Consider the following 26,732-nt stretch of genomic DNA (forward strand, 5'->3'; position numbering starts at 1 on the left):
CAATTGAGGGAAAATATAAAAAACAATCATTATTTGGACTAACATAGGTGTTCCACGAATTATTGTCACATATGTGGTTACAATAAATTTTAAAAACCTCTGTTTGCCAGTTTGTATAAGCGCTAAAATTGTTCCTAATGTTAATCCAATCATACAAGCTATAAATGCAATCTGTAAGCTTATGAATGCGCCGCGTAATAAAAAAAATAACGATTCTTTTATAAAAAAAATATCCATTAAGCAAGTCCCCATTTTTCTTTTAATTTAGTTAAAGTCCCATCTTTTTCCATTTGATCTATACATGAATTAATTTGAGGTATTAGATTTTTGTTTTTGCGAGAAATTGCCAGAGCATATTTTTCTTCCGTATTTGGAATAATATTTAAAATAAAATTTTTGTCATATTGTTTAAGATATGGAGTAACTGTTGATTTTGCTGCAACATATGCTTGCGCTTTTCCTGATTCTAAAGCTAAAAATGCTGATGCTGGATTTGATAAACGAATTACATTTATGTTAGAAATAGATGAAACATAAAAATCGGCTGTATATCCATCATTTACTATAACATTTTTGTCTGTTAACTCATCAACTGTTTTAAACGGATTGTTTTTATTTGAAACGATTACGAGTGGATCTCCTGCGAAATAACATTTGGAGAAACAAAGAACATTTTCCCGTTCTTTTGTTGGGGTCATCCCCGCAGCGATAATATCAATTGAATTTCGTTGTATTTCTGGAATTAAAACATCAAATGGTAGATCTTTTAATTCAAATTTTTTGCTAAGATTTTTACATATTTTTTTTATTAAACTAATATCAAAACCTGAAATTTTGTTGTTTTTTACGAAAGAAAATGGCTGATATTCTGCATTTGTACCAATTATTAAAATTTCATCATTTATTTTGTTGGTATTTTTATTAAAAAAATAGTATGAAGAGAATAATAATATTATTGTTGATATTAAAATAATTTTTTTTACCATAAAAATCTAGTTTTTATTTCTAATTTTTAAAATTATAAAATTTGTAAATAATCCGGAAAATAAAGATATTGCAAAAACCAGAGGTAGCGGTGTTATTTCTATAATTAATCCTGACAATAAAAATGCAATTGCGCTTGAAAATAAAACAGGAAAACTATAAGCGGCTTGAGCTTTAACCAAATCAATTAATTTTATTCCACAACTTCTTGATGAAATTATTATAGTATCTGATGTTGGTGATAAATGATTTCCAGATACGGCTCCGGAAAGAATAGCGCCCAACAGTGGATAAATCATAGGTAACTGTTGAACAGGGATAGGGCTTTCTATATTTGTAAATGAAGCGAGCATATTTACTGCTATTGGAATCATAATTGCCATTGCACCCCAAGCTGAACCAATTCCTATCGATATTATTGTTGTAATTAATAGCATCATTAAAGGTAAAAATTTTAAATTTACATATTTTAATAAAACAGACGCCAAATATTTTCCGGTTAATAATTGGCTATTTAAAATTTCTGAAAAAGACCATGCAAGAATTAGCGTTATAATTGCAGGGGCCAAAAGCATTGCGCCTTCATATGTTATTAGACCTAAATTTTTCAATTTAATTGTTTTTCTAATCTTTAAAAGAATTAGTGTTAATAATAATGTAAATAGAGATCCAAGCATTAATGCCAATACCGGGTGACTATCTTTTATAGCTGCTATAAAATTATTGGATCCGCCAAAAAGAAAAAACTTTCCAGTGTAAAGCATGAATATAACTATTGATGAAATCAAAGATATTATTGGAAATATAAAATCAAAAATATGAGCTTGATTTTCCGGCGTTGTTAATTCTTGATCTTTAATTTTATCCGGTTCTTTTCCGCCAAATAAATTTCCTGTCGAATTTGCAATAGTCTCATGTTTTTTAAGAATACCAAATGATATATTCTTTTTTATTATAAACCATGAAGATAATATTGTTATGATAGAATAAAATGTAAATGGTATTACACCAAGATATAAATAAAATGGATCGCAATATATTAAGGGCTTGGTTTTTAATATATCTGATATTTTTGCATTATTTATATTAAGAATTATTATGGCACTCCAACTTGATATTGGAATTAGTACAGCTAAAGCCGGTGCCAAAGAGTTTATTAAAAAAGCTAATTTTGTTCTTGATACTTTAAACTTATCTGTTATTGGTCGCATTATTGAGCCAACTGAAACACAACTAAACGAATCATCAATTGAAAATAGTTTTGAAAGTAGAAGGCTTGCCATCTGAGCACCCTGTGATGTTTTTATTTTTTTGTTTATATAATTTTGAAAAGCTTGAGACCCTCCGGAATGACTTAATAATGTTATAAGTATTCCCAAAATTATTAAAAATAAAAATAGTAAAATACTGTTACTTTCAAATAATCCATTTATAGATGTTAAATTTTGTAATTGGGATGTGTCCCAAATAACTTTTATTACATTTTTGATCGAATCTATAATTGCAAAGTTATTGTAAATTAAACTTGCGGTTAAAAGACCAATAACTAAAGATGAAATAATTCTATGTGTAAAAAATGCCAAAGTTATGACAATAATTGGAGGCAATAGCGTAATGATACTATTTTGCATTTAATTTAACCCTTCGCATTGTGTTAAAATATTATTATATCTGTATATATTACCAAAATTTGTGCTTTTAAGTAAAAGGGTTTTTTATATTTGTCCTTTGAATACCAATCTAGCCTTAGCTTGTAGATTTACAAATTCATTTTTATCGATCCAGCAAATTATGTATCCGCCTAGAAAGTTTAAGGTTATTTTTTGAGAAGTTACTATTTTTCTAGTTTTGTATAAAAACCAGCAAATGGCACTTGCACCGGAACCGCAAGAAAGTGTTGGGCCAACACCTCTTTCATATACAAGAACATTATAATTAGAAATAGATTTTGTATTTTTATTTAGATCAAAATTTAGCCAAACGAATTCTACATTTGTTTTATTTAAAAATAGTTCATGAGATTCTATAAATTTTCCATATTTTTCTACCCAATCGGGCGTAACTTTTTTTGTAATTATAAAATGTGGATTTCCAACATTAACAACGTGGCCATGAAATTCCGACTTGTTATTTAAAGTTATTTGTTTCGAACCGGAATACACCAGACCTGAAATTTTTGTTGTAATAATATTTTTATTTATTGTGCAATTTATAAGCTTTTTACCCATTTTAAATGTAAAAATTTTATTAATATCATGATATTCTCTAAGATGTAGCGCTGCACAGCGTAAACCATTAAGACACGTTTCGGCTTGGCTTCCATCGGAATTAAAAATTAAAAGTTCCGGATAATTGCCGGAAATATCTTTTTTTAAAACCAAAACTCCATCAGCACCAATTCCAAAATGTCTATTGCACGAATCTATAACAAAATTTTTCCAAATAGGACCATTAAGCTTTTCTTTTAAAAAATCAGCATCTTTGTAAAAATAATCTATTAAAATAAAATCGTTACCAAGTGATTCATACTTGTAAAAATTTTCAGCCATTTTTTTCTTTATTATATTAAAATTCTTTTTCTTCTTTTTTGTCATTCCCGACTTGATTTTGAATCAAGTCATTTGAAAATATAGCATCTTTAAATAAAGCACTTGATCCAAAAACCTTTTTTAAATAAGATTTTCCCGAATCTCCAAAAACTATTACTACAATATCAGATTCTTTTAAATCTTTGCAATAGTTTAATGTAGCTTGTAGTACTGCACCGCTACTTATACCAACAAGAAAACCTCTTTGAGCCAAAAATCTTGTAGAAGAAAAAGCTTGTTCATCGGTTACTGGAATTATTTGATCTATAACCGAAGCGTCAAATGTGTCTGTTATTATGTCGATTCCAATTCCTTCAGACATGTATGCTTTTGGATTTTTACTTGAATATGCACTTGTTGCGGCGTCGGCACCTATAATTTTTATATTTTTATTTTTTTCTTTTAAATATTTGCCAACACCTGAAATTGTTCCGCAGCTTCCGGCTCCAACTATAACGTGAGTTACTTGCCCTTCAGTTTGTTCCCATATTTCTTTTCCGGTTGTTGCATAGTGAGCCTTTGGATTTGCTTTATTGTAATATTGGTTGGGCATAAAAGAGCCTGGAATTTGTTTATGTAAAATTTCTGCTTTTGTATGATAACCTTCCGGGTCTTCAAGCGTATCTGTATTTTTACATAAATAAACTGTTGCACCGTAAGCGCGTAGTGCATCAACTTTTTCTTCGCTTGTTCTGTCCGGTACGGTTATAATTACATTGTAACCTTTAACTGCACCAATCATTGCAAGTGCAATACCTTGATTTCCCGAACTTGCTTCTATGATAGTTCCGCCCGGTTTTAATAAACCTTCTTTTTCAGCTTGCTCTACCATAAAAAAAGCAGAGCGATCTTTAACGCTTCCGCCAGGGTTTAAAAATTCAAGTTTGGCTAAAACCGTAGGCTTAATTCCAAATTCAGAGTTTAAAAAGTCCAAATGAACTATAGGCGTGTTGCCTATTGAATCCAATATATTTTTAAATTTTATATTTTTTTTCATGATAATTATTTTTTTTTAAATAAATGGATAAAATAACTTTATATACAAGGGCTAGTCTAGAATTTTTTCTTTTATTTGAAAAGGTAAAAAATGTTAAAAAAAATAAGAGTTAGATTTGCACCATCCCCTACGGGATTTATGCATATAGGAAATGTGCGTGCTGCTCTACTTAACTATCTTTTTGCGCATCAAAAAAAGGGAACATTTGTTTTAAGAATAGAAGATACCGATCAAAATAGAAATATAGACGAATCAGGATCAAGTATAGTTGAAATTTTAAAATGGCTATCTTTAAAATATGATGAAGGTCCTATGATTGGAGGAGATTTTGGGCCATATTTTCAGTCTGAACGTACAGCAAAGTACCAAAAACAGCTTGATGATATGATTCGCAATCAGCTTGTTTATAGATGTTTTTGCAGTAAAGAAGAACTTGAAGAAAAACGGGAAGCACAAATTGCCAACAATATGCCACCCAGATATGACAGAACATGTTTGCATTTGTCAGATGATAAAATAAAAGAAAAAATTGCTGCCGGTATTCCATTTATTTGGAGATTTAAAGTTAATCAGGATTCGGTTGTAGAAATAGATAGTATGGAGCGCGGTATTATAAAATTTGAAATGAAAAATTTTTCAGATTTTGCATTAACTCGACAAGATGGATCTTTTACATTTTTATTTTCCAATTTTGTAGACGATTATTTAATGCAAATTACACATGTTATAAGAGGTGAAGATCATCTTACAAATGCGGCAATGCAAGCGGCTTTATTTTATGCGTGTTCATATCCGTTGCCAAAATTTTGGCATTTACCAATGTTATTGAATTCTGATGGTAAAAAAATGTCAAAACGTGATTTTGGTTTTGGAATACAAGAGTTAAAAGAGGCCGGATTTTTACCTGAAGCAATTTTAAATTTTGTTGCATTATTGGGAAATTCTTTTAAAGATGAAATTCAAAGTATTGGTGAACTTACACAAAATTTTGAATTTGAAAAAGTATCATCTACAGGTTCTATTAAATTTGATCTGGAAAAACTTCATTGGGTTAATCATAAGTGGATTGAGCGTACACCTGCAGACAGACTTGTACGATTGGTAAAGCCGTTTTTACATGAGCAAATAGAAGAAAGCGTAACTTTAGATGATAAAAAATTGGAATTTATTTTATCAAAAATAAAAACAGATTTAAGAACTCTAAAAGATATCGGTGAAGTTTTAAATTTTTATTTTAATCAGCCTAAAGTGTCAATAGACGAAATTAAAAAGCAATTTGGTGACGATAAAACAAAATTTATATTAAAAATTATTAATAAGCATTGCGATGTTTGTGAAAAAACTGAAATATTTTTACAAAATATAAAAGCAGATGCTAAAGATTATGAACTTTCAATGAAAGAGATTTTTGGAACTGTAAGATATTTGCTGACAGGAAAATTTAATGGTGTCTCGGTTCATGATTTATTTGAAATTTTGCCGGATAAAGAGATAGCGTCAAGATTAAAAAAAATAAGCTAATCTTTTAATCTATTTTCAGCCTCTTTAAGATTAAAAATGTAGCCTTTGCTTGAAAGATATTTCATTATCTTTAAAAATCTTTCTTCATATGCAGGGGCTACAAAAAATTCTAACAAAGATTCTTTTTTATCCAATGTTCGGCCAAAGGCAACATTTTCTTCATTTCTAAATGTTCCAAATACGAACCAGGTCATATGTTTTAAGCTGTTTGCTTGATAATATTTACAATACATGTTTTTTTAATATTTATTTTAAATAATAGTTTGCTTTTAATAACAATTAAAATAACAAAAAAAAACTTTATTTGAAACTGGGTTAAATTTTGTTATTTTAAATTCTTATACAATATCAATATTTAGGTGATAAATTTTGAAGATCTTGACCTATTAACTTTAATATTGATATAAAACATTGTGACTTTAATAAAAAAGTAGAAGGGATTGCCAAATGAAATTTTTTTTCTCAAATTTTTTTTCAAAATTATTATTTATTTCGTTGTTGATTATATTTGTTCCTGAATTTGTTTATTCAACATTAATGTATAATCAATATGATCCGTTTGCTTATCATACGATACAAGGTACCAATAAATATTATAAAAAAATAGAAAGTGGCTCGATTGAAGCTGGATTGCATATCTCGCCTTTTTATCAAACTACTTCTCATGCCAGAAATAAAGAGGGTGAAAAAACACCGGAAGGTGATATTTTTGGTTGGTGGAATATGGCGGGACTTTTTTATGGTCGCAATAATGCGCAAACATTAATTAGTGCATCTTCTACGATCAAACCATTTGCTTTAGAACAAGCTGTCGGCGGCGATCAGCCATATATTCCGGACGCTACAACGCAAGGATATTACCCAAGATTAAGTGACGCTTGGAGAGTTTTAGATAATCAAAGAGAAAATAATCCACCCGTATCTGATTTTGATGAGAAAGATTTAGTTTATGATTATACGTTATCAAGTAGTTTTAATAGTTCTGCATACAAAGCTAAAATGCCAACAACTTACGTTGATACTGAAAAGATGGGAATTCGTTTGGAATTAAACTTTGTATCAAAGATTGGGCTTGGACTTAATATAAAGACAGGATTGGTTGATTACAGAACGACACCTTCATTTGGTTTGCCTGCCGGTGTTGATGATACGGATATGGTCTATAAATATTTAACAAAATATGAAAAAATGGATGCAATTTGCAAAGAATTGGGACTTGATATTGCGTCTAGACAAGAAATAAATTTGGAAGATACGTTTGTACAACTTTACTATAGAGATGCCTTTAAATTAATGGATAGAGATGACGAGCATGTTGTAAATTTGGTTCCATATTTGGCTGTAGGCGCTTGGCTGCCAACCGGTAAAGAAAAAAATCCGGATGTAGCATTTTCTCTTCCTACCGGTAATAATGGCTTTTGGGGAATTACAGTCGACGGCTCAATAAATTTTGATATCCCTGATGCAGTACAACTTGGCGTCGGTGGTGGTTTTGCTCATTTTTTTAAACGAACATTGAATAATCAGCGAATAGCAAATGATAAAAATCAGCAGGGTATTTTCCCATGGAAGGCAAGAGTAACGATTGATCCTGGAGTTTCATGGTATTTTAATGCCTCGGTTTATGCTCCATACTTTATAGATGATTTTTCAGCATATCTTGATGTCATTTATTTAAAACATCATAGAGATGAAATAAAAATGAATGAAAGTGATTCTTCAAGAAATGCTTATTTTTTACCCGAAATTAATGAAAAAAATGCTGAATGGAGAAGTACAATGTTTCAAGGTGGCGTAAACTATGAATTTACCCCGGGATTACAAGTGGGACTTGGTTTTCAAACCCATATGAACGGTAGGTTAGTTTATAGAAATACAACAATTATGGGAACAATCTCTTTTATATTTTAAATTTTGATTGAAGCCTTGTATAAATGATAAAACTAACATATAATTAGACCGTTGTTAGTTTTATTAAAATATAAACATTTTAAAAGGCGGTGTTTTCAACCTATGAAAAAGGTTTACAACATAGAAGTTGGCGTTGGCGAAAATCTTGAAAGAAGTCTTAGACAACTCAAGAAAAAAATTGAGCGTGAAGGTGTAATTCGAGATATGAAGAGAGTGGTTTATCATGAACCAACTACTCAAAAAAAACGCAAAAAATTAATGCGAGCCATAAAAAATAACTTCATGAGAAATCCTGAAGCATACTTAAAGTAGAATTATGGACTTTAAACCATCAAATAAAAAAAGGGAGCAAAAAACCTCCCTTTTTTTTCATGAAATATCTAATTTAATTAGAACATTAGCTCTCGACGAACCGGACTTAATGAAGGTTTTTGTTACAAGAGTAACTTTATCTAATGATTATGGAATTTGTTTTGTTTATTTTTCAACATATGCAGATAAATCAGATTTTGATAAAGCTTTACCAATTCTAAAACTGTATAAAAATTCATTAAGAAAGACTTTGGCTCAAATTATTTCATCAAGATATGCTGCGAATTTAGTATTTCTTTATGATGAAACAAAAGATAAAGAGCGAAAAATTAATGCTCTTTTAGATGAAGCTGTAAAAGATTTACCAAAGGATTAATTATGTTTGTGCAGTCGCAAGAAAAACTTTTGCCTGCAAAATATTCAAATGATATTAAAACAGAGATGCTAAATGTTTTAAATATCGAATCTCAGGCAATAATTAATTTAATTAATTATTTTCCAATATCTTCAATTAATTTAGTCGAAAAAATTTTAAATTCGAATGGTAGAGTTATTTTTTCAGGAATGGGAAAATCAGGTCTTATTGCCCAAAAGTTGGTAGCAACATTTTCAAGTACTGGAACTCCGGCTATCTTTTTGCATCCTTCAGAAGCGTTGCATGGTGATTTGGGAATGCTTAAAAAAGATGATATTTTTATAGCACTTTCTAAAAGCGGTTCCGGTGTTGAATTAGAACAAATTATACAAATATTAAAAAATTTTGGAAATTTTACAGCTTTAATTAGTTGCGGAACCGGAGTTTTGAGTAAACTTGTCGATTTGCCTGTAACTTTACCATTTACTCAAGGAGCTTGCCAAATGAATTTGGCCCCGACTACAAGTTCTACTCTTACAATGGCATTTGGAGATGCCTTAAGTGTAACTGTTAGTAAACTAAAAAAATTTGATAAAAATGATTTTGCTTTATTTCACCCGGCAGGAGCATTGGGAAAAAAACTTTTATTAAAAGTAAGTAATTTGATAATTAATCAAGACTTGCCATTTATAAGTTTGGATACAAAGTTTGAAGATTTATTATTTGTTATATCTAGTAAAAGAATGGGCGCCGGGATTATTGTTAATTCAAGACACAACCTTTTGGGTATTATTACAGATGGAGACTTGAGAAGGGCTATGCAAAGCGGAGCATCCATATTTGAAAAAACAGCAAAAGATATAATGACAATAAATCCAAAAGTCATCAATAAAGATATTTTGGCCTACGATGCCCTTTTAGTCATGGAAAATTTCAATATCACAAGTTTGGTAGTAATTGATGATTTTAAAAAAGTTGTAGGACTAGTTCACGTACATGATATTTTAAAAGCTGGAATAGTAAAATAGATTAATTATTCCATTCGGCCGACAATCATTCTTCCACCGGTATCTCTCCATTCAGAGTCGGATTTTTTGGTTTGCCAACCAATTGGTTTTTCTGTTGCAGGATTTACCAAGATTCTTATTTTGCCTATTCCTATTCCATCATCAGATCCTTTTCTGATTTTATCATCTATTCTAGGGCCTTGTCCGGAATCCATTATTTCAATTTCATAAACTCCTGTACCAACCTTTTTTGGATAACCGATTATCATCATGCTGTGACCGGTACTATCAATCTCACCTTCTTCAGCTTCGCCTTTATTCACTTTATAATATGCAACTAAAAAATCTCCGGGCTTCCAATTGTCTACATGCGTTACTATAGTCCAATCATTTTTTATATCAGCAAGATTTTTTTGCCATTCTTTAGTTTGCATTTTTTTAAAAAAATTATATCTTTTCGTGTAGCTTTTTACGGCTTTATTTATTTTTTCTTTATCTGTTAAATTTTTTTCCAGTTCTTTTTTTAATTCATTTGGCGTTGTATTATGTATCCAGTTATTTGGCTCACTTAATGCATCATCGGTTGTAATTCCGAGCATGTTTTTTTCTGTTGTTTTTAATCTTAATATTTCATTAAAAATGTGATAATAAACATAGGCGCGCAAATTATTATCTCCACTTTCTTTTAATTTCAACATTTTTTTATGTAATTTAGGATTTACTTCTTTCAATATTTCATTTGCAAGCCAAGAACAATCACCCCAAAATATACCATTTTTTAGATCAAATTTTTGATCGCTGTGTACATAATTTATAACTTTTTTTCTCTCGGCTGCAGTTTTTGTATCTTTCAATTTTTCTTCAATTTTATTTGCTATTTTGGCTTCAAATTCCAAAATATTTTTTTGATATCCATCCCCTACTATTTTTACTAAATCTGCTGAGATATTTATTTGTTGTAGTAATAAAAATAATATTAATAAAATAGATAATTTTTTCATATTTTATACCCTCTAAAAAGAATTTATATAAATAATTTAAAATTTATTTAAACTGATTAAAGCGTATTTGTTCTTTGTTTGTAAATTTTTTAAAAAAAATAAGTTTTTATGTTGGTTATTGCTATTTTTATAATTATAATATTTTTTCTTTGTTGGGGATCTTTTTTAAATGTTATTGCCTACAGATCTATTCATGATAAATCTTTTTGGCAAAAACGGTCTACATGTAATAAATGTAATAGTTTAATCGCCTGGTATGATAATATTCCTGTAATTTCTTGGTTTATTTTGCAAGCTAAATGTCGAACTTGTAAAAGCAAAATATCATATTTATACCCATTTATAGAGATTTTAACCTCTGTGATTTTATCTTGTTTGTTTTTTTATTTTTTTTATGATCAAAATAATTTTATTTTTCTTAAAAGAAATATTTTTTCTTTTTTATCTTATTTTATATTTTTTTCAGCATTAATAGTTTCTACAAGAACTGATTTGGAAGAAATGGTAATACCGCAATTTTTTTCTATTTATATCGTTCCTGTTGCATTGTTTTTTTCATATTTTAATTTCTTGGAAATATCTTTTATTCAGAGTTTAGTAGGTGCTTTTGTTGGATATTTTGTTTTATGGTTTGTTGCAAAAATGTTTAAATTATTTGCGAAAAAAGATGGCTTAGGACAGGGCGATATGGAACTTTTAGCATTAATTGGTACATATCTGGGTATTATTGGCGTTTGGTTTACTATTTTGATATCCAGCATAATTGGTGTTATTGTCATGGGGATTTATATATATTTTACAAAAAAAGAAAAAGATATTAGATTTCCATTTGGCCCATTTTTAGTTTTAGGGGCTATTTTGTACTTTTTCTTTAAATCTTATTTAATAAATTTTTTGTTTAATTATTCAATTCCATTTTGAACGTGTTTTATATTTCTATCTTGATCAATTTGCCATAAATCCATTTTATTTTTTCCGGAAATATCACCGGCGGCACTAGCTGTAAAATTAGCTTTATCTGCACAAGTATTACCTAAATTTTCTTTTCCGGCTCCCAATTTTCCGGTAAAATAGTGTATACCTTCTTGAGCTCCGTCAAAGTTAAATCCATAGGTGTAATAGAAATTTTCATTTTTACCGCCACCTTTATATCCTTGAGGTTTCCAGCCTATTCCATTTGGCCCTGAAAGTTCTTTGCCATACTGTCCATGCTCTGCAAAATATGCTTCTTGTGCTGTGTGCAGTGACGCCAAATTTACTGAAACTTCGGCTTGCTTAGCTTTTGCATAATAATTAAAATATCTTGGAATAGAAATAGTTGCTAAAAATGCAATAATAGAAACAACAATCATAAGTTCGATCATTGTAAAACCATATTTTTTCATTACTCCCCCTATAAAATAAAATTTGCAAAACTAAAACCAATCAAATTTACGTTTTAGTTTTGCAAATTTTTATATTTTAAATCAAATTTTTTATAAATTAGAGGTTATTTTTTCTATTAAACTATCAATTGGTTCATTACTTAAAATTCCAGCGGCATTTTTATGTCCACCTCCACCAAAAGGAAGAGCCAATTTATTTACATCTTCAGTTTTAGATCTTAAGGAAACTTTTGTTTGTCCGGATTCTGTTTGATAGAAAAGCAATGTATACTCCACGCCGGAAATTTGAGATAAAAAATTATTAAATCCAATTAGCGAGGCAATGGAAAGATTATTTTTTTTCAAATCATCTTGTGTAATTTTTGCCCAAGCAGCTTTACCGCTTTTTGATATTTGAATATTGCTTAGTACTTTTCCCCAAAGATTTATTATTTTAGGATCTTTATCACTTATTAGTTCTGTTTTAAGTTTATAAAGATCGGCACCTAACTCCATTAATTCTGCTGATATGCGTAACGTTGCCGGATATGTTGATTGAGTGTGAAAAATCATGCTGTCATAAAGTATTCCAAATAATAAACATTCCGCTATATATTTATCTATTAAATTTTTATTCCAATATTTAAGTAAATCAAATAAAATTTCACACGTACTAGATGTATTTGCATTTATAAAATTATATTTACCTTTTATGGTGTTGCTTATATGATGATCTATATTGATTATTGGAATGTTTTTAAATTCTTTTGGATAATATAATCGTTCATAGTTTGCAGTATCAACAGCTATTAATAATTCCGGCGTAATAACGTGTTTATTTATGTAAACAATTTTTGGAGTTCGTTTAAATTGAAATTCCGGATTATTTGGAAATACTGTTTCAACTTGTTTGCCTAGTTTTTCTAAAAAAGATTCAAGTGCGCAACAGGCAGATATCCCATCACCATCCGGTCTATAGTGTGTTAAAAGAGTTATTTTATTTACATTGTTAATTAATTGGTATGCATCATTATTTGACAAAATCTTCTCCATAAATTTTTTTTAGCTCCTTTACTGAAATGGCTCCTTCTCTGACCACTTTTATATAGTTTCTATTTGTAATGTCTAAGATTGTAGAGGGTAGAGTCTGATCTAATTTGTAATTTGTGTCAATATTATTTTTATCTATAACAATATATTTTGTATTATTAATAATATCGATATTTATATCTTCTAAATTGGCTGCAACCTGTTCATTCGATTTGTTTGCGCTTGTTGAAAATAATCCATCAAAAAAAATTAAAATTTTTTGTAATCCATCATGTTTTGGACATCTTAATGCAATAGTTTTTTCTTTTGAACATAAAAAATCGGGTGTGTTTTTTTTTGCATTAAAAATTATTGTTAAAGGTCCCGGCCAAAAATTTTTAATAATATTTAAAATTTTTGGATTATCTATGGTTTCTTTGTCTACAAAATTAAAAATTTTTTCGTAAGAATCTATTAATATTAAAAAAGGTTTATCTTCTTTGCGTCCCTTAAGTTTAACTATTTTATCAAAGCTATTTTGTGTTGTATTACCTAAAAAACCCAAAATAGTATCTGTAGAGCTGATTGAAATCTCATCTTTACAAATAGAATCATAAAGCTTTCTTATAGAGTCGTCTTCTGACCAATAGATAATTTTATTCTTAAATATATTCATAAAACCCTATTTTTTAATAAAATAACAAAAATATTGTCTAAATTTAGTCTCTTGGTGTAAATATTTATTTTTATTTGTAACAAATCCAATTCTATTTGTGTGCATTTAACCCCGATTGTGAAAGATTACAAAATATTATATAATAAATCTAATTAATTTTAAAAAGAATTAAACAAATTGGAAATTTTTTTTAATAGAAGGAATTTTTATGGACGCATCAACTCAAGTAATAAAAAAAATGAATAAGACCGGAATGGAGAAAAGTAGAAGTTATGGTCAAATAATACAGTTGCTTGATTCTTTACGTCCTTATGATTATACACCTGAAGTTATAAAAAGAATGAAAAAACTGGATTTACTTTTAGATAATGTTTCTACTAAAAAGGATATAATTCTTGTTGGTGGAGCTACAGGTAAAAGTTTATCCATACATTTTGCAACAAAACTTTTAAAAGATGAGGGATTTAATGCCGGTGTTGCATATTCATCTCATTTTTTAAATTATAATGAACGATTTATTTTAGATAATCAGCAAATATCAAATAAAGATTTTACAGATGCTTTAAATACTGTTTTGGATGTTGCTATTGAAAATGCAATCGATTCGACTGCATTTGAAATATTAACAATGGCATCGTTAGTTTATTTTGCAAGTCAAAATATTGATTTAATAATAATGGAAGTTGGTGTTGGCGGAAGATATGATGCAACTAATTTTTGTAATCCAATAATATCTTCGGTTACCAGAATTGCTCAAGACAATGCAGAATTACTTGGCAACGATTTAGATGAAATTTCAAAAGAAATGCTTGAAATAGTAAGACCTAATGCCTGGTTTATTTCAGCAGAACAGAGTAAATTACGCTTGCAAAAAATGAAGCAAATTGTTGAAGAAAAAGGTGGAAAATGGTCCATGCCTATAAGAAAACTTGCAAATTTACCATATATTTATGAACAGTTATACGGAAGAACGGTTTCTTTAGGTGAAAGAATTGCTCAAATTTATGTTGAAAATATAAAACAAAAATTTTCGCCATTACTCAGGGGTAATCTACTTGCAACTCAAAAGGGACAACGCGGTAGACCTACATTGGAAGCTAAACGAAATGCAGAAATTAATCCAATAAAAACATTGAAAAGTTTTTGGACATCTCAATTCAATTTGTTAAAAGGCAGATTTGAAATATTGGATAAAGAAAAACCAACTATTTTGCTTGATTGTGCTCATAATATGGATGGTTTTGAGAACTTATTTTTGGGTCTTCGTTTATTGCATTACCAAAAACCATTAAAAGATTTTGCTTTAATAATTGGTGTTGATAGAAATATTGATGAACTTGAGTTATTAAAACTAATTCGATATTTTAGTAAAAAAATTAGCGGTTATGTTTATTTTGTACCTTTAAAAGATAGACAAAGTAAAGATGTAAATGATCTGGAACAAAAAGCTAAGGCTCTGGATATAAAAGCTAAAGGTTATAGTTCTTTTGAAGTTGCGTTTGAAGCTGCAAAATCTGTTGTTGACCAAAGAGATGGGTTACTTTGTGTTACCGGTTCTATGGGAATTGTATCTCAATACTGGGAAAACAGAGGAATAAAAAAGATATAAAAAAAGTTTAATTTATAAAGGGCTAGATTTTTAGTTCTAGCCCTTTTGTTATTTCCGGGGGATTTTATGAATTTTAAATATTTATTTATTGGCGCTATTTTTATTTTTTCGAACGTAATGGGAATTGAATTAGAAAAATCAGATTCTAGACCCATAACACCGGTTGAGAATTATGAAATTCAGAATCTTGAAAAACAAAAAACAGAAGACGAAATATTTGAAAAACAAATACTAGAAGAACAAGATTATATAAAAAGCTTAAGGTCTGCCAATCCGCCACTTAATTAAAACAATAATAAAATTAAAAACTTAATTTTGTTACCTTCTTTTTTAATGCATCGGCTTTACTTTGCATTATTAAAAATTCTTTATCAAGCATAGATAGATATTCTATAGTATCTTTTGAATATTTCGGATGTTTTAAAGCAAATTCAATATTTGTTTTAAGCCATCCGAAAATTGTTCCGGCATCAAATCTTTGTCCCTGAACTTTGTAAGCAAATACTTTTTCTCCTGATAATAATAAATTTTGTATTCCATCGGTTAATTGCACTTCACCACCGGCACCAAATTGTAAATTGTCTAAAGATGAAAAAATATTTGGAGATAAAACATATCTGCCAATAATGGCTAAATTTGAGGGTGCTTTATTGATTGCAGGTTTTTCAATTAGATCTTTTACATGAAATAAATTTGGAGACAATTGTCTTCTGACATCTATAATTCCATATCTGGAAACATCTTCTTTTGGTACTTCTTGAACAGCAATGACATTACATTTTTCTTGTGTTGCTATTTTTATGAGTTGTGCCATTGCCGGAATTTCGCATGTAAATATATCATCAGGTAAAAATACGGCAACATGCTCATCGTTAAATGCAGATCTAGCGGTCCATATTGCATGACCAAGACCAAGTTGTTCTCTCTGCCGTATAAATAAAAAGTTAGATTTTTCTATTATTTGAGATATTTCTAAAAGAGATTCATTTTTATGATTTTTTAATATTGTTTCTAGTTCTGAAAAATTATCAAAATGGTCTTCAATTGCTTTTTTATTTTTGCTTGTAACTATAACAAAATCTTTTATTCCCGAATTAATTCCCTCTTCAACAACATATTGTATTGCCGGTTTATCTACAATAGGTAATAATTCTTTAGGCACAGATTTAGTTGTTGGAAGGAATCTTGTGCCAAAACCCGCGGCGGGAATAATAGCTTTTATTTTCATAAAGAACTCTCCGAAAAACTTTTTATATAAAATTGTCTTATTTTAAAATTGTTCTAAAAATTTTAATTTGCCGCTGTAAAAATGTCTAATATCATTTATGCCGTATTTAAGCATTGCTAGCCTTGTAAGTCCAAATCCAAATGCAAATCCGGAATATTTTTCGCTATCAATACCGCCGTATTTTAACACGTTTGGATGAATTAATCCACCTGGAAAAACTTCTACCCATGTAGACTGTTTACATACGGAACAGCCGCTTTTGCAGAAAGGGCATCGCATATCAATTTCAACTCCGGGCTCAACAAATGGAAAAAAACCGGGTCTTATTCTTATATCCAGGTCTTTTTTATCAAACAATGTTTGTAAAAATTTTTTTGCTATGGCAAATAAATGTGACAATGTAATATTTTTATCTATAACCATACCTTCACATTGCATAAATGCAAAATCGTGTGAAGCGTCTACAGCTTCGTGCCTGAATGTTCTTCCGATAGCTATTCCTGCTATCGGCAAAGATTTATTTTGCATGGCACGAATTTGAATAGGTGATGTATGTGTTCTTAAAAGCATATTTTTTTTGTTTAACCAAAATGTATCATACATGTCTCTAGCGGGATGATTTTCAGGTATATTTAATGCTGTAAAGTTGAAAAAATCAGATTCGACCTCCGGTCCATCAAATAGATCAAAACCCATAGATATAAAAATATTTTCTATCTCTTCAATAAATTGTGAATATGGGTGTTTATGGCCAATTAAATGATTTGGCTCATAAAGTGAAACGTCGAAATTTTGTTTTTTAATTATTTTTGCATTTATTTCTTTTTTTACTAAAATTTCTTTTGCAAAATTTATTGATTCTTCGGTTTGTTTTTTTAATTCATTGAGTCTTGGACCAAATTCTTTTTTTTCTTCAAGAGAAAAATTTTTTATTTGGGCCATAAGATCGGTTATAAAACCTTTCTTACCCAAATATTTAATTTTTATATCTTCAAATTCTCTAGAATCTGAACAATTTGCTAGTTCTATATTTAAACTTTTTCTTATTTCTTCTATTTTATTATCGATATTTGCCATTATATATCCTAAAACAATAAATATTTATTTGGCTTTATTCTGAAATGTTATCATTTTTTTTGATTTTACCCAAATATGTTTTGGTTTTTTTTTAATATGTTGATTTTCTATTTGTAAAAATGATAATATCTTTCTAGAAAGTTTATTTTTCTGGGGGGATTTTATGGATAAATTAAAAAAAGTCTTATTATTTTTTTTATTCTTTTATTTGATTGTTTTTATATCAAAAAATAATAATGCACAATCTTTACCGGTAATTCAGCCGGTTGTTGTTCCTAACGTAATAACTCAAGTTGATACTTCCGGTGTTGCTGTCGGACAGAAAAAAGCATCTGAAATTGGATCTATAGTTCAAGACAATATGGTAAAAAGTGGGCTTATAAATTTACAGGATTTACTATCTACAAATCTTACACAAAAAACTTCTGAAAAATATAAGTTAGACAATTTAACACCGGACTTAAGGGATTTGCATTTGGTAGATATTGTTTCGGCAATCTTAAATAATGATATCGAAAAGCAAAGAGTTTTATTAGATAATATTGTATCTAGTTTTGAATTAAATAAAGTTTTAAATTATATATTTAATAATGATAAGACAGCAATAATGAATTATATTGTAAGTTTGGATAGCGAAAAAATTTTAAAAACTTATTATAACTTATTAAATTTAAATAATATTGACGTAAGTCTAAAAGATATGTTGTTAAATTTGTCTTTAAAATATGGATCTCTTGAAATTCTTACTTCATTGATTGAAAAATGTAAATTTGTTCCCGATGATAAATTGATAGTAAAATATTTTGAAAATATTGCACAAGTTAAAGATATAGATAAAATTCAAAAATTTATAACGGTTATTAAATCGGTTGGTTTATTGCAAACATTTTTGGAACAGCGCGATAAGTTGGCGGAACATTTGGGAAATCCTGATTATGTATTAAAGGCATTTATTCACTATGTTGCAATTTACTGTAATTTAAGTTGGTTAAAAATTCTATTAAAAGAGGGCGTTTTGGTACAGCTTTGGGATTTTAATAAAAATACACCAATACATGTAATTATTGAAACAGAAAAATATGAAAAAATAGAAGATAAATGTGAGTTTGTAACATTAATTTTAAAAGAAAAAGATATAACCGCTCTTTATAGAAATAGACAGGATAAATATGCAACTGATTTGGCTATGGAAAAATTAAACGAATATAAGAAATTATTAGATTTGGAAAAATCGAAGTCTAAAACATCTCTTATTAAACAAAACGAAATCCAAAAACAGGTAGATTGTTATACAAAGTTAATTAATATGTTATCTCAAATATATAAAGATTAGTTATTAGAATATAAATATTAAAAAAAATACAGATATTCTATTGACATAAAATCATCTTATTTGTACCATACAATCATTATTAAAAATTTTCTGTGCCGGGGTAGCTCAGTGGTAGAGCAAAAGACTGAAAATCTTTGTGTCGGCAGTTCAATTCTGCCTCCCGGCACCAATTTATTCTATAAATTTCTTAATTTTAAAATTTAAATACTGGAAGAACTTGTTATGTTTGATTTTTTATCGCAAAAATTTTCCGGAATTTTGGGATGGATGAAGGATAAAGGTCGTTTGACGGAAGAAAATATACAAGATGCCGTAAATCAAGTGCAAAATGCATTATTAGATGCTGATGTACCTTATGAATTGGTACAAAGTTTTTTATCCGGCATTAAAAGCGAAATTATAAATAAAAAGCTTCAGTCCGGATTGAGACCGGGTGAGAAATTTATAAAAATAGTCTATGACAAGCTTTTAGAATTTCTCGGGGGTGGAAACAATTTGGTTGTTGATTCTTTTCAAATTCCATCTGTAATAATGGTTATGGGCTTACAGGGTTCTGGTAAAACAACTACTGTAGCTAAGCTTGCAAATTATATTTTAAAGCAGGCTAAAAAAAATGGAAAAAATAGAAAAATACTTCTTGCTTCGGTAGATTTTTATAGACCAGCTGCAATTGAACAGTTAAAAATATTGGCAAAACAAGTTGGAGTTGATTTTTATGCTCCGGATACAAGTAACTCATTAAAAGCAGCTCAGGATATATACAATTATTATAAAAAAAATAGTTATCAACTTTTATTTTTAGATACAGCCGGACGTTTGCATATTGATCAAGAAATGATTGAAGAATTGAAGCAAATTGATAAAAATTTAGAGCCAAAATATAAAATTTTAGTTCTAGATTCCATGACAGGTCAGGAATCGCTTAATGTTGCTAAAGTTTTTGATAAATCGGTTGGTTTTAATTCGGCAATTTTAACTAAAATGGATAGTGATACCAGAGGTGGTGCTGCCTTTTCTTTCAAATATGAACTTAAAAAAAATATAATATTTGTGGGATCAGGTGAAAAGATTGATGATATTGAGAGTTTTATTCCGGAAAGAATGGCTTCAAGAATTTTGGGTATGGGTGATATTTTAACATTAATAGAAAAATCGCAAGATTTGATAGATGAAAAAAAGTCTGGTGATATAGCTAATAAGCTAATGGCCGGTAATTTTACATTACAAGATTTTTTGGATCAAATTGCAATGGTTTCCAAAATGGGATCTTTGCAGAAAATAGCTAAATATTTGCCCGGAGCAAACGCTATTTCCCCTGAAATGCTTGAAAAAAGTCAGGAAGAAATGAAGAAATTTAAAGCAATTATTTCTTCTATGACAAAAAAAGAACGTTTTTTGCCGCAAATATTGGATGCCTCAAGAAAAAAAAGAATAGCTTTGGGATCAGGCGTTTTAGTATCCGATATCAATATTTTGTTACAAAAATTTGAACAAAGTAAGCAATTTGCTAAAATGTTTAGAAAGTTTAAACCATTTTGATCTTTGTGGGGTTTTGCTTTATTGAATTTAATGGTATATTACAGTGTTAATTAATTTGGTCTATTACACCGATTATTGTTAGTTGAAGGGATTTTTTTTATGTCAGTTAAAATTCGTCTTAGTCGCATGGGAAAGAATAATCGACCATATTGGCGAGTTGTTGCAGTTGATTCAAGAAAAAAGAGAGATGGCGCATTTTTGGAAAACCTTGGAAGTTACGATCCAATAAAGCATGATGTATTACAGCTTCATACAGATCGTATTAATGATTGGGTTTTAAAAGGAGCTATTTGCTCTCCTGCCGTTAAAAAACTTATTAAAATATCTAAGTAGTTTAGTTGGTTACATCCCGTAATTATTATGAGCTAGGAGTTAAATGATGCTTAAGGAACTTGTTGAATATATAGTTAAAAAGCTGGTAGATAAACCTGAAAAAGTTGTTGTTACGGAAATATGCGGAGAACAGGCCACTATAATTGAGTTACGTGTAGCTGCTGAGGATTTAGGTAAGGTTATTGGAAAAGAAGGTAAAACTGCAAGAGCTATTAGAACTTTAGTTCATGCTGCTGCAAGTAAAGAACGCAAAAGAGCCGTTCTTGAAATTTTAGAATAATTACGAATTTATATCTAAATATTACCCACGAATTTAATAAGGCTTATCGTTATTTGTAAGTTTATTTAATCGTGGGTTTTTTATTGTGAATATTATGAAAATTACTATCATTACGGTGTTTCCTGAATTTTATGATTCATTTTTTAAGCATAGTCTTATTTCAAGGGCCATACAGAATGGAGTCTTATCTGTAAATTTTATAAAATTTTCGGATATGTGTGAGCCTAAGGAGCGAATTGATACTCAAATTTGTGGCCCAGGTGTGGGCATGCTTATAAAACCTGAAGTTGTTCAAAATGCCATAGAAAAAGCAGAGAATCTTTGGGGGCAAGGATTTAAAATATTTTTTTCGCCTCAGGGTGAAAAAATGGATCAAATTTTATTAAAGAATTTAGCAAATAATTTTTTAATAAAAGATAGTAAAAAAGATGAATATAATTCTAAATTTAATAATAATCATATAATTCTGGTTTGTGCAAGATATGAAGGCCTAGATCAGCGAGTTGAAGATTTTTATGCTGATTTGGTTTTGTCTGTTGGCGATTATGTTTTGATGGGCGGCGATTTGCCGGCGCAACTTTTTATTGAAAGTTTTTTAAGATTAGTACCCGGAATCATTGGAAAATCAGAGTCTGTTGAAAAAGATTCTTTCTATGGTGCTTTTTTAGACTATCCAAGCTATTGTTTGCCAAAAAGTTGGAAAAATATCGATGTCCCTGAAGTTTTGTTGTCAGGCAATCATGCTTTAATTGATGAATGGCGACAAAATGAAGCTGCAAAAAAAACTATATTTAAGCGATTTGATTGGTTTATATCATCAAATCCTGATATTAATGAAATAAAAACAGCAAAGAAATTTATACCGAAACATTATGTTGCATTGATGCATTCGCAAGTGTTAGTTCAAGGTGACAAAGTAGGCGATACCTCGATTACATCTCTTGATATTCATGATATTGCAAGAAGTAGTGCCACTTATGACATTAAAAACTATTTTGTAGTATCCGGATTGAAAGATCAGCAAAAAATATTGAATACTTTCTTGGATTTTTGGAAGTCCGAGGATGGAAAAGATTATAATTTTAGTAGATTTCAAGCTGTGAATAGAATTATTCCGGCATTAAGTTTTTCAGATATTATTGATAAAATTAAAGAAATAGAGGGTCTTGAGCCTATAGTAATTACAACTTCAGCAAAAACATCTAATCTAAATAATAATGGGCCTAAAATAATAGATTATAATTCTCAAGGCGAAATTTTTTCACAAAAAAGACCAATTTTATTTGTTTTTGGTACAGGGCAGGGGTTATCTAATGAAATTTTAGATAAAAGCGATTACTTGCTATTACCCATAAAGGGATTATCCGATTATAACCATTTGTCTGTTCGGTCTGCAGCTGCTATAATTTTGGATAGATGGTTGGGTTTAAAAAACCGTGTTGAATAAAAGTTGATAAACAAACTAAATAAAGGTAAAATACCTATTATTTAGTTTGTACTTAAAAGTTTATTTTATAAAATATTTTTATAAAGGTATTAACAAGATGAAGGCTACAGTTCTTACAAAAGAGACAATTCTCGATTATGAGATAAAAGATAGAAAGTTTCCTGAATTTAGAGTTGGCGACACTATAGAAGTTGGCCAAATTGTAAAAGAAGGTAATAAACAAAGGGTTCAGCTTTACAAAGGTGATGTTATTGCGATCAGTAATAATGGAATTTCATCTACATTTACAGTCAGAAAGCTTAGTGCTGACGGTGTTTTTGTTGAAAGAATATTTCCATATTATTCGCCAATGATTGATGGCGTTGCAATTGTTAAAACCGGTGATGTAAGAAGAGCTAAACTTTATTATTTAAGAGATAAAGTTGGTAAAATGGCAAGAATTAAAGAAATGGTTTTAACAAAAGAGCAAAAAGAAGCTAAAGCAGCTTTGAGCAAAGAGTAATATTAATATTGCTTATGCATTTATCTTTAAAAGAAAATTTGTGGCGGCCTTTTGGCCGCTTTATGATTTTGGTTTTAACTTTGCTAACTTTATCATCATGTGGTAAGCATAAATCTAAAAATAGTTCTATTATTGCTTTGGATGTTATACCTAAATCTGAATTAATTATTACCGATGCGTTGGTGAATCAGGCTAAATATTCATATATGCCTGTACCTATTGGTTTTGATCTTATTGATCAAGCTGAAAATGATGTTTATTTGTTTGAAAATAAAACTGATTTTTTAGCTTATCATGGTGAATCGGGAATTGTAGATCTTTTGATATTTTATAAAAAAAATTTAGAGCGCGATGGTTGGAAGATTAGCGATTTATCAAATGAATATGAAGGTTTGTTAATTTGTGATAAACCTAAAAAACAGGTTGTAATTTCTATAAGATCTCTTGATGATAAAAAAACTAAATTGTGTTTATTTATTAAGAATAATTTTGAGCAGGCACTTAAGATTGGATCTAGTGTTGATATGATTAATTCTAAGCCTGTAAATGATTCTGATTTTAACGGATTTAAAAAAGGGTAACATTATATGTTTATTATATTGAAGGCCGCTTTTTTGTTTATTTCTATTGTAGTAGTATTACCTATTGTTTTCTTTTTGTTAATTAATCTATTTGGAAAATCTTTTTGTTTGACTATAGACTCCAATTCATGGCTTGCAAAGACCAAAGTTAAATGGATAAAGTCCTTGCTTAAAAAAACTAATTTGATTTAATTTTTCAAATTTTTAATCGTTAATTTCTACATTATCTTTATTTGCTAAAATTAGTTCACAGTTTAAAAATAGTTCATTTATTTGTTTTATTTTTTCTTCATCATTTAATACAGAACCAAAATATATAATTCTTTTTCCAATTATATCTCCGGATTTAATATTTTCTTTGTTTTTACCAAAACGGTTATTAAAATCGATGGTTCTGTTTGCATATGGTTTTTCAGAACCTATAGATTCTTGTAATTTTTGATTTTCTAAAGACAATAAAACATGTTTTATTGTCTTTGTTTTAGTATCAGCCAAAAATACAAAATCTCCGGTTTCTAATTCTTTACCTGAATTTAATTTATTACAAAATTTATATAGCTCTACTGAATTTCTTGGAATTGCCAATCCACAGCACCTGTAGAGTAAATTAACAAACCCGGAACAATCAACACTTGTTTGATAGCAAGAATTTTCAGAGTATGGTGTTCTTCCACCCCATGCATATGGCATTCCTAAAAATTCTGATGCAATTTTTTTAATATTTTTTCGAATATTTGCAATTTTTGGTATTGATTTAAATGGCTTTTTAAAATGTTGCATAATGTTTTTTGAATATATGTATATTTTATCTTTTGTTGAGCTAACAGTAATTTTTTCTGGTGAAAATTTTTTAGTTGATACTCCAATAAAATTTAATCTGGTGCCAATTGGAATGGCTATTAAAAAGTCTTTATTTTTTGAATAAATTGGACACCACGGTTTTGTTATGGTTATAAAATTATTTTTTTTTATATTATCATAAATATCATAATTGCAGTCGCTAATTCTAATAGAATCTTTTTTTTTAATCCATCCAGTTAGAGGTGTTAAATTGGCATTGAACTGTTCCAAACAGTAAACAAATATCCATTTTTCGTGATTAAATTTTTGTTTTTTATTTTCAAAGAACACATATTCGCCAAATAATAGTTGGGATTCTATTTCCGGTGAATCAGTTGATAATATCGGATATTCTTGTTTGAAATTATTTTTTGTAGGTTTTTTTTGTAAGTTGGTAAATGGCACACAAACTTGTCTTATGCTTATTTCTATATTATTTGAAAAAGTTGAGCTGCTAGGCATCATACAATTTATTGATACAAATATTAGATTAATTGAGATTATTTTAATAAAAATTATTTTCTTCATATTCCATCCCCAAAAGAGTTAAAATTATTTTTCATAATTATTTTTGCTGTAATTATATAGAAAGAGAGCTTAATTTGAAAGAAAATATTAAAAAAAGATCGATTTGTTTTATATTTCGTAATGATTTACGATTGAATGATAATTTAGGATTGATAGAAGCATTAAAAACAAAAAGTAATGTTTTACCGTTATATTTGGCTGAAAATTTGAATTTATTTTGTAAAAATAATTATAATAATCAGCAATTTATAGTTGAATCATTAATAGATCTTGATTTACAGCTTGATAAATTTGGTTCCAAACTTTTAATAATAAAAAATATTAAAGACTTAGAATCTATTATAAATGAATATAATATTAAAGCTTTTTATATTAATAAATTGTATCATCCATTGCATCTAAAACAAGAATTAGAAATTTTAAAATTATGTAAAAAAAATAATTTAGAATTTAAATCGTTACATGATTTTTTGTTACATGATCTAGACGTAAACAAAAAAATATATAAAGTTTATACTCCATTTTTAATTTTTTTTTCAAAAAAACAAATTTTGGTTACTCAGAAAAATAATTATAAAAATTATTTTTCTAAAAAATATATCAAAAATCATTTATTGCTAAAAAATATATTAAATAAAAAAAATAAAAATTTACATAAACATGGTGGATCATCAAATGCTTTAAAGATAATTAAAAATATAAAAAATTATAAAAACTATAAAGATGAGCGAGATATTCCTGCAATCGATGGAACTACTAAGCTATCTGCTTATATAAATGTTGGAGCCATATCTATAAGAACAGTTTATCATGAAATTGTAAAAGAATTTGGTAATAATCATGAAATAATACGACAACTTTATTGGCGTGAATTTTATTATCAGCTTTATTACGGTATGCCGGAATTATTTAATTCGGTATTAAGACCAAGAAATATTAAATGGAAACAAGATAAGATTTTTTTAAATTCGTGGAAAAATGCTAAAACGGGAATTGAACTTGTGGATGCTGGAATGAAAGAATTAAATGTTTCAGGATTTATGCATAATAGAATTAGAATGTTAACCGCAAACTATTTAGCTTTAAAAAAATGGATTAATTGGGAATTAGGTGAAAAATATTTTGCTGAAAAACTTACTGATTATGATCCCATATTAAATAATGGGAATTGGCAGTATATGGCTCAGGTTGGTGCAAATATGGCCCCTTTTCCAAGGGTATTAAATCCTGAATTGCAACAAAAAAAGTTTGATAAACAAAAAATTTATATAAAAAAGTGGTTAACTAAAGATTAAGATTTTAATGCAGCTAATTCTTCAGCTATTTCGTTAACTTTTCCGGCACCTATTGTAAGTAATAAATCATTTGGTTGTAATATATTTTTTACATCTTGAGTTATTTCATTATATGTTGGGTAGTAAATTACTTTTAAATTGGGGCACATATTTTGAATATCTTGAGCAAGTTTTTTACTGGTTATTCCATCTATAGGTGTTTCACTTGCAGGGTAAATATCCGTGACATATAGTGTTTTAATATTTTTATTATCAATAAAAATTTGAACAAAATCACTCCAAAGTTTTTGCGTTCTTGTATATCTGTGTGGTTGGAATATAACATGTAGATCATTTTTGGCTTTTTTTTGGGCTACAAGAAGCGTACTGTTAATTTCTGTCGGATGGTGACCATA

The 26,732-nt window shown here is 28.8% G+C and carries 30 protein-coding genes and 1 tRNA gene; 17 read left to right on the top strand and 14 right to left on the bottom strand.

Features of this window, described 5'->3' with window-relative positions; genetic code table 11:
- The 5 genes from KKE07_03085 to KKE07_03105 form a co-directional block, all read right to left on the bottom strand.
- A partial coding sequence (locus KKE07_03085) for an ABC transporter permease subunit (GenBank protein ID MBU4269834.1) occupies positions 1–237 on the bottom strand: 237 nt, incomplete at its 3' end.
- Entirely contained in the window at positions 237–986 is a 750-nt protein-coding gene (locus KKE07_03090; protein ID MBU4269835.1) for a transporter substrate-binding domain-containing protein, read from the bottom strand. The genes KKE07_03090 and KKE07_03085, both read right to left, overlap by 1 nt.
- A gap of 6 nt (positions 987–992) precedes the next feature.
- Positions 993–2,615: a hypothetical protein gene (locus KKE07_03095; GenBank protein MBU4269836.1), complete on the bottom strand. Its 1,623-nt coding sequence runs from the start codon at positions 2,613–2,615 to the stop codon at positions 993–995.
- A gap of 84 nt (positions 2,616–2,699) precedes the next feature.
- Positions 2,700–3,533, bottom strand: a complete 834-nt coding sequence (dapF, locus tag KKE07_03100; protein MBU4269837.1) for a diaminopimelate epimerase — start codon at positions 3,531–3,533, stop codon at positions 2,700–2,702.
- 16 nt (positions 3,534–3,549) lie between these two features.
- On the bottom strand, positions 3,550–4,569 hold the full coding sequence (locus tag KKE07_03105; protein ID MBU4269838.1) for a cysteine synthase family protein: 1,020 nt from the start codon (positions 4,567–4,569) through the stop codon (positions 3,550–3,552).
- Positions 4,570–4,659: 90 nt separating this feature from the next.
- Here KKE07_03105 and KKE07_03110 point away from each other — a divergent pair, with 90 nt between their 5' ends.
- Positions 4,660–6,090 carry a glutamate--tRNA ligase gene (locus KKE07_03110; protein ID MBU4269839.1) on the top strand — a complete coding sequence of 477 codons (1,431 nt, stop codon included), beginning with the start codon at positions 4,660–4,662 and terminating at the stop codon, positions 6,088–6,090.
- On the opposite strand, the gene KKE07_03115 is transcribed toward KKE07_03110, so the two are convergent.
- Positions 6,087–6,284 carry a hypothetical protein gene (locus KKE07_03115; GenBank protein ID MBU4269840.1) on the bottom strand — a complete coding sequence of 66 codons (198 nt, stop codon included), beginning with the start codon at positions 6,282–6,284 and terminating at the stop codon, positions 6,087–6,089. The two genes, KKE07_03110 and KKE07_03115, sit on opposite strands and share 4 nt — an antisense overlap.
- Positions 6,285–6,537: 253 nt before the next feature.
- Here KKE07_03115 and KKE07_03120 point away from each other — a divergent pair, with 253 nt between their 5' ends.
- The 4 genes from KKE07_03120 (at position 6,538) to KKE07_03135 (ending at position 9,696) form a co-directional block, all read left to right on the top strand.
- Positions 6,538–8,001: a hypothetical protein gene (locus KKE07_03120; protein MBU4269841.1), complete on the top strand. Its 1,464-nt coding sequence runs from the start codon at positions 6,538–6,540 to the stop codon at positions 7,999–8,001.
- Positions 8,002–8,103: 102 nt separating this feature from the next.
- Positions 8,104–8,313, top strand: coding sequence for a 30S ribosomal protein S21 (rpsU, locus tag KKE07_03125; protein ID MBU4269842.1), 210 nt, complete (start codon positions 8,104–8,106; stop codon positions 8,311–8,313).
- Positions 8,314–8,317: 4 nt separating this feature from the next.
- Positions 8,318–8,689, top strand: a complete 372-nt coding sequence (locus KKE07_03130) for a ribosome-binding factor A (protein MBU4269843.1) — start codon at positions 8,318–8,320, stop codon at positions 8,687–8,689.
- Positions 8,690–8,691: 2 nt separating this feature from the next.
- Complete coding sequence (locus tag KKE07_03135) at positions 8,692–9,696, top strand: KpsF/GutQ family sugar-phosphate isomerase (protein MBU4269844.1); 1,005 nt, start codon at positions 8,692–8,694, stop codon at positions 9,694–9,696.
- 5 nt (positions 9,697–9,701) lie between these two features.
- Here KKE07_03135 and KKE07_03140 read toward each other — a convergent pair whose 3' ends face one another.
- Positions 9,702–10,676 carry a hypothetical protein gene (locus KKE07_03140; GenBank protein ID MBU4269845.1) on the bottom strand — a complete coding sequence of 325 codons (975 nt, stop codon included), beginning with the start codon at positions 10,674–10,676 and terminating at the stop codon, positions 9,702–9,704.
- A gap of 108 nt (positions 10,677–10,784) precedes the next feature.
- Here KKE07_03140 and KKE07_03145 point away from each other — a divergent pair, with 108 nt between their 5' ends.
- Positions 10,785–11,597: a prepilin peptidase gene (locus KKE07_03145; GenBank protein MBU4269846.1), complete on the top strand. Its 813-nt coding sequence runs from the start codon at positions 10,785–10,787 to the stop codon at positions 11,595–11,597.
- On the opposite strand, the gene KKE07_03150 is transcribed toward KKE07_03145, so the two are convergent.
- The 3 genes from KKE07_03150 to KKE07_03160 form a co-directional block, all read right to left on the bottom strand.
- A complete protein-coding gene (locus KKE07_03150; GenBank protein MBU4269847.1) occupies positions 11,579–12,061 on the bottom strand; it encodes a prepilin-type N-terminal cleavage/methylation domain-containing protein in 483 nt (160 codons plus the stop codon). The genes KKE07_03145 and KKE07_03150 overlap by 19 nt on opposite strands.
- 90 nt (positions 12,062–12,151) lie before the next feature.
- Positions 12,152–13,093 (bottom strand): bifunctional oligoribonuclease/PAP phosphatase NrnA, encoded by a 942-nt coding sequence (locus KKE07_03155; protein ID MBU4269848.1) that lies wholly within the window; start codon positions 13,091–13,093, stop codon positions 12,152–12,154.
- Positions 13,071–13,745, bottom strand: coding sequence for an L-threonylcarbamoyladenylate synthase (locus KKE07_03160; protein ID MBU4269849.1), 675 nt, complete (start codon positions 13,743–13,745; stop codon positions 13,071–13,073). The genes KKE07_03155 and KKE07_03160 overlap by 23 nt, the downstream gene beginning before the upstream one ends.
- Before the next feature lie 208 nt (positions 13,746–13,953).
- On the opposite strand from KKE07_03160, the gene KKE07_03165 reads away from it, so the two are divergent.
- Both KKE07_03165 and KKE07_03170 read left to right on the top strand, forming a co-directional pair.
- Positions 13,954–15,354 carry a hypothetical protein gene (locus KKE07_03165; GenBank protein MBU4269850.1) on the top strand — a complete coding sequence of 467 codons (1,401 nt, stop codon included), beginning with the start codon at positions 13,954–13,956 and terminating at the stop codon, positions 15,352–15,354.
- Between the two features lie 66 nt (positions 15,355–15,420).
- Entirely contained in the window at positions 15,421–15,642 is a 222-nt protein-coding gene (locus tag KKE07_03170; protein MBU4269851.1) for a hypothetical protein, read from the top strand.
- Between the two features lie 13 nt (positions 15,643–15,655).
- On the opposite strand, the gene galU is transcribed toward KKE07_03170, so the two are convergent.
- Together galU and pheS are read right to left on the bottom strand one after the other, a co-directional pair.
- The gene (gene galU, locus KKE07_03175) at positions 15,656–16,582 is read right to left on the bottom strand and encodes a UTP--glucose-1-phosphate uridylyltransferase GalU (GenBank protein MBU4269852.1); all 927 of its coding nucleotides are present in this window, start codon (positions 16,580–16,582) and stop codon (positions 15,656–15,658) included.
- A 42-nt stretch (positions 16,583–16,624) separates the two neighbouring features.
- Positions 16,625–17,659 (bottom strand): phenylalanine--tRNA ligase subunit alpha, encoded by a 1,035-nt coding sequence (pheS, locus tag KKE07_03180; protein MBU4269853.1) that lies wholly within the window; start codon positions 17,657–17,659, stop codon positions 16,625–16,627.
- A gap of 163 nt (positions 17,660–17,822) precedes the next feature.
- Between pheS and KKE07_03185 the strand changes: the two genes are divergently transcribed.
- The 8 genes from KKE07_03185 (at position 17,823) to KKE07_03220 (ending at position 23,674) form a co-directional block, all read left to right on the top strand.
- Positions 17,823–18,992 (top strand): hypothetical protein, encoded by a 1,170-nt coding sequence (locus KKE07_03185; protein ID MBU4269854.1) that lies wholly within the window; start codon positions 17,823–17,825, stop codon positions 18,990–18,992.
- Between the two features lie 94 nt (positions 18,993–19,086).
- Positions 19,087–19,161: transfer RNA gene (locus tag KKE07_03190), tRNA-Phe, on the top strand.
- 53 nt (positions 19,162–19,214) lie between these two features.
- On the top strand, positions 19,215–20,531 hold the full coding sequence (gene ffh / locus KKE07_03195; protein ID MBU4269855.1) for a signal recognition particle protein: 1,317 nt from the start codon (positions 19,215–19,217) through the stop codon (positions 20,529–20,531).
- Between the two features lie 99 nt (positions 20,532–20,630).
- A complete protein-coding gene (gene rpsP, locus KKE07_03200; protein MBU4269856.1) occupies positions 20,631–20,864 on the top strand; it encodes a 30S ribosomal protein S16 in 234 nt (77 codons plus the stop codon).
- A 46-nt stretch (positions 20,865–20,910) separates the two neighbouring features.
- A complete protein-coding gene (locus tag KKE07_03205) occupies positions 20,911–21,144 on the top strand; it encodes a KH domain-containing protein (GenBank protein ID MBU4269857.1) in 234 nt (77 codons plus the stop codon).
- A gap of 85 nt (positions 21,145–21,229) precedes the next feature.
- Complete coding sequence (gene trmD / locus KKE07_03210) at positions 21,230–22,591, top strand: tRNA (guanosine(37)-N1)-methyltransferase TrmD (GenBank protein MBU4269858.1); 1,362 nt, start codon at positions 21,230–21,232, stop codon at positions 22,589–22,591.
- A 97-nt stretch (positions 22,592–22,688) separates the two neighbouring features.
- Complete coding sequence (rplS, locus tag KKE07_03215) at positions 22,689–23,093, top strand: 50S ribosomal protein L19 (GenBank protein MBU4269859.1); 405 nt, start codon at positions 22,689–22,691, stop codon at positions 23,091–23,093.
- A gap of 62 nt (positions 23,094–23,155) precedes the next feature.
- Entirely contained in the window at positions 23,156–23,674 is a 519-nt protein-coding gene (locus KKE07_03220; GenBank protein ID MBU4269860.1) for a hypothetical protein, read from the top strand.
- A gap of 204 nt (positions 23,675–23,878) precedes the next feature.
- Here KKE07_03220 and KKE07_03225 read toward each other — a convergent pair whose 3' ends face one another.
- Positions 23,879–25,042 carry a C40 family peptidase gene (locus KKE07_03225; GenBank protein MBU4269861.1) on the bottom strand — a complete coding sequence of 388 codons (1,164 nt, stop codon included), beginning with the start codon at positions 25,040–25,042 and terminating at the stop codon, positions 23,879–23,881.
- Positions 25,043–25,116: 74 nt separating this feature from the next.
- Here KKE07_03225 and KKE07_03230 point away from each other — a divergent pair, with 74 nt between their 5' ends.
- A complete protein-coding gene (locus KKE07_03230; GenBank protein ID MBU4269862.1) occupies positions 25,117–26,337 on the top strand; it encodes a deoxyribodipyrimidine photo-lyase in 1,221 nt (406 codons plus the stop codon).
- On the opposite strand, the gene murC is transcribed toward KKE07_03230, so the two are convergent.
- Positions 26,334–26,732, bottom strand: a 399-nt coding sequence (gene murC / locus KKE07_03235) for a UDP-N-acetylmuramate--L-alanine ligase (GenBank protein ID MBU4269863.1), incomplete at its 5' end; no start/stop codon positions are given. The genes KKE07_03230 and murC overlap by 4 nt on opposite strands.

The sequence above is a fragment of the Candidatus Dependentiae bacterium genome (assembly GCA_018897535.1).
GTDB lineage: Bacteria > Babelota > Babeliae > Babelales > UASB340 > UASB340.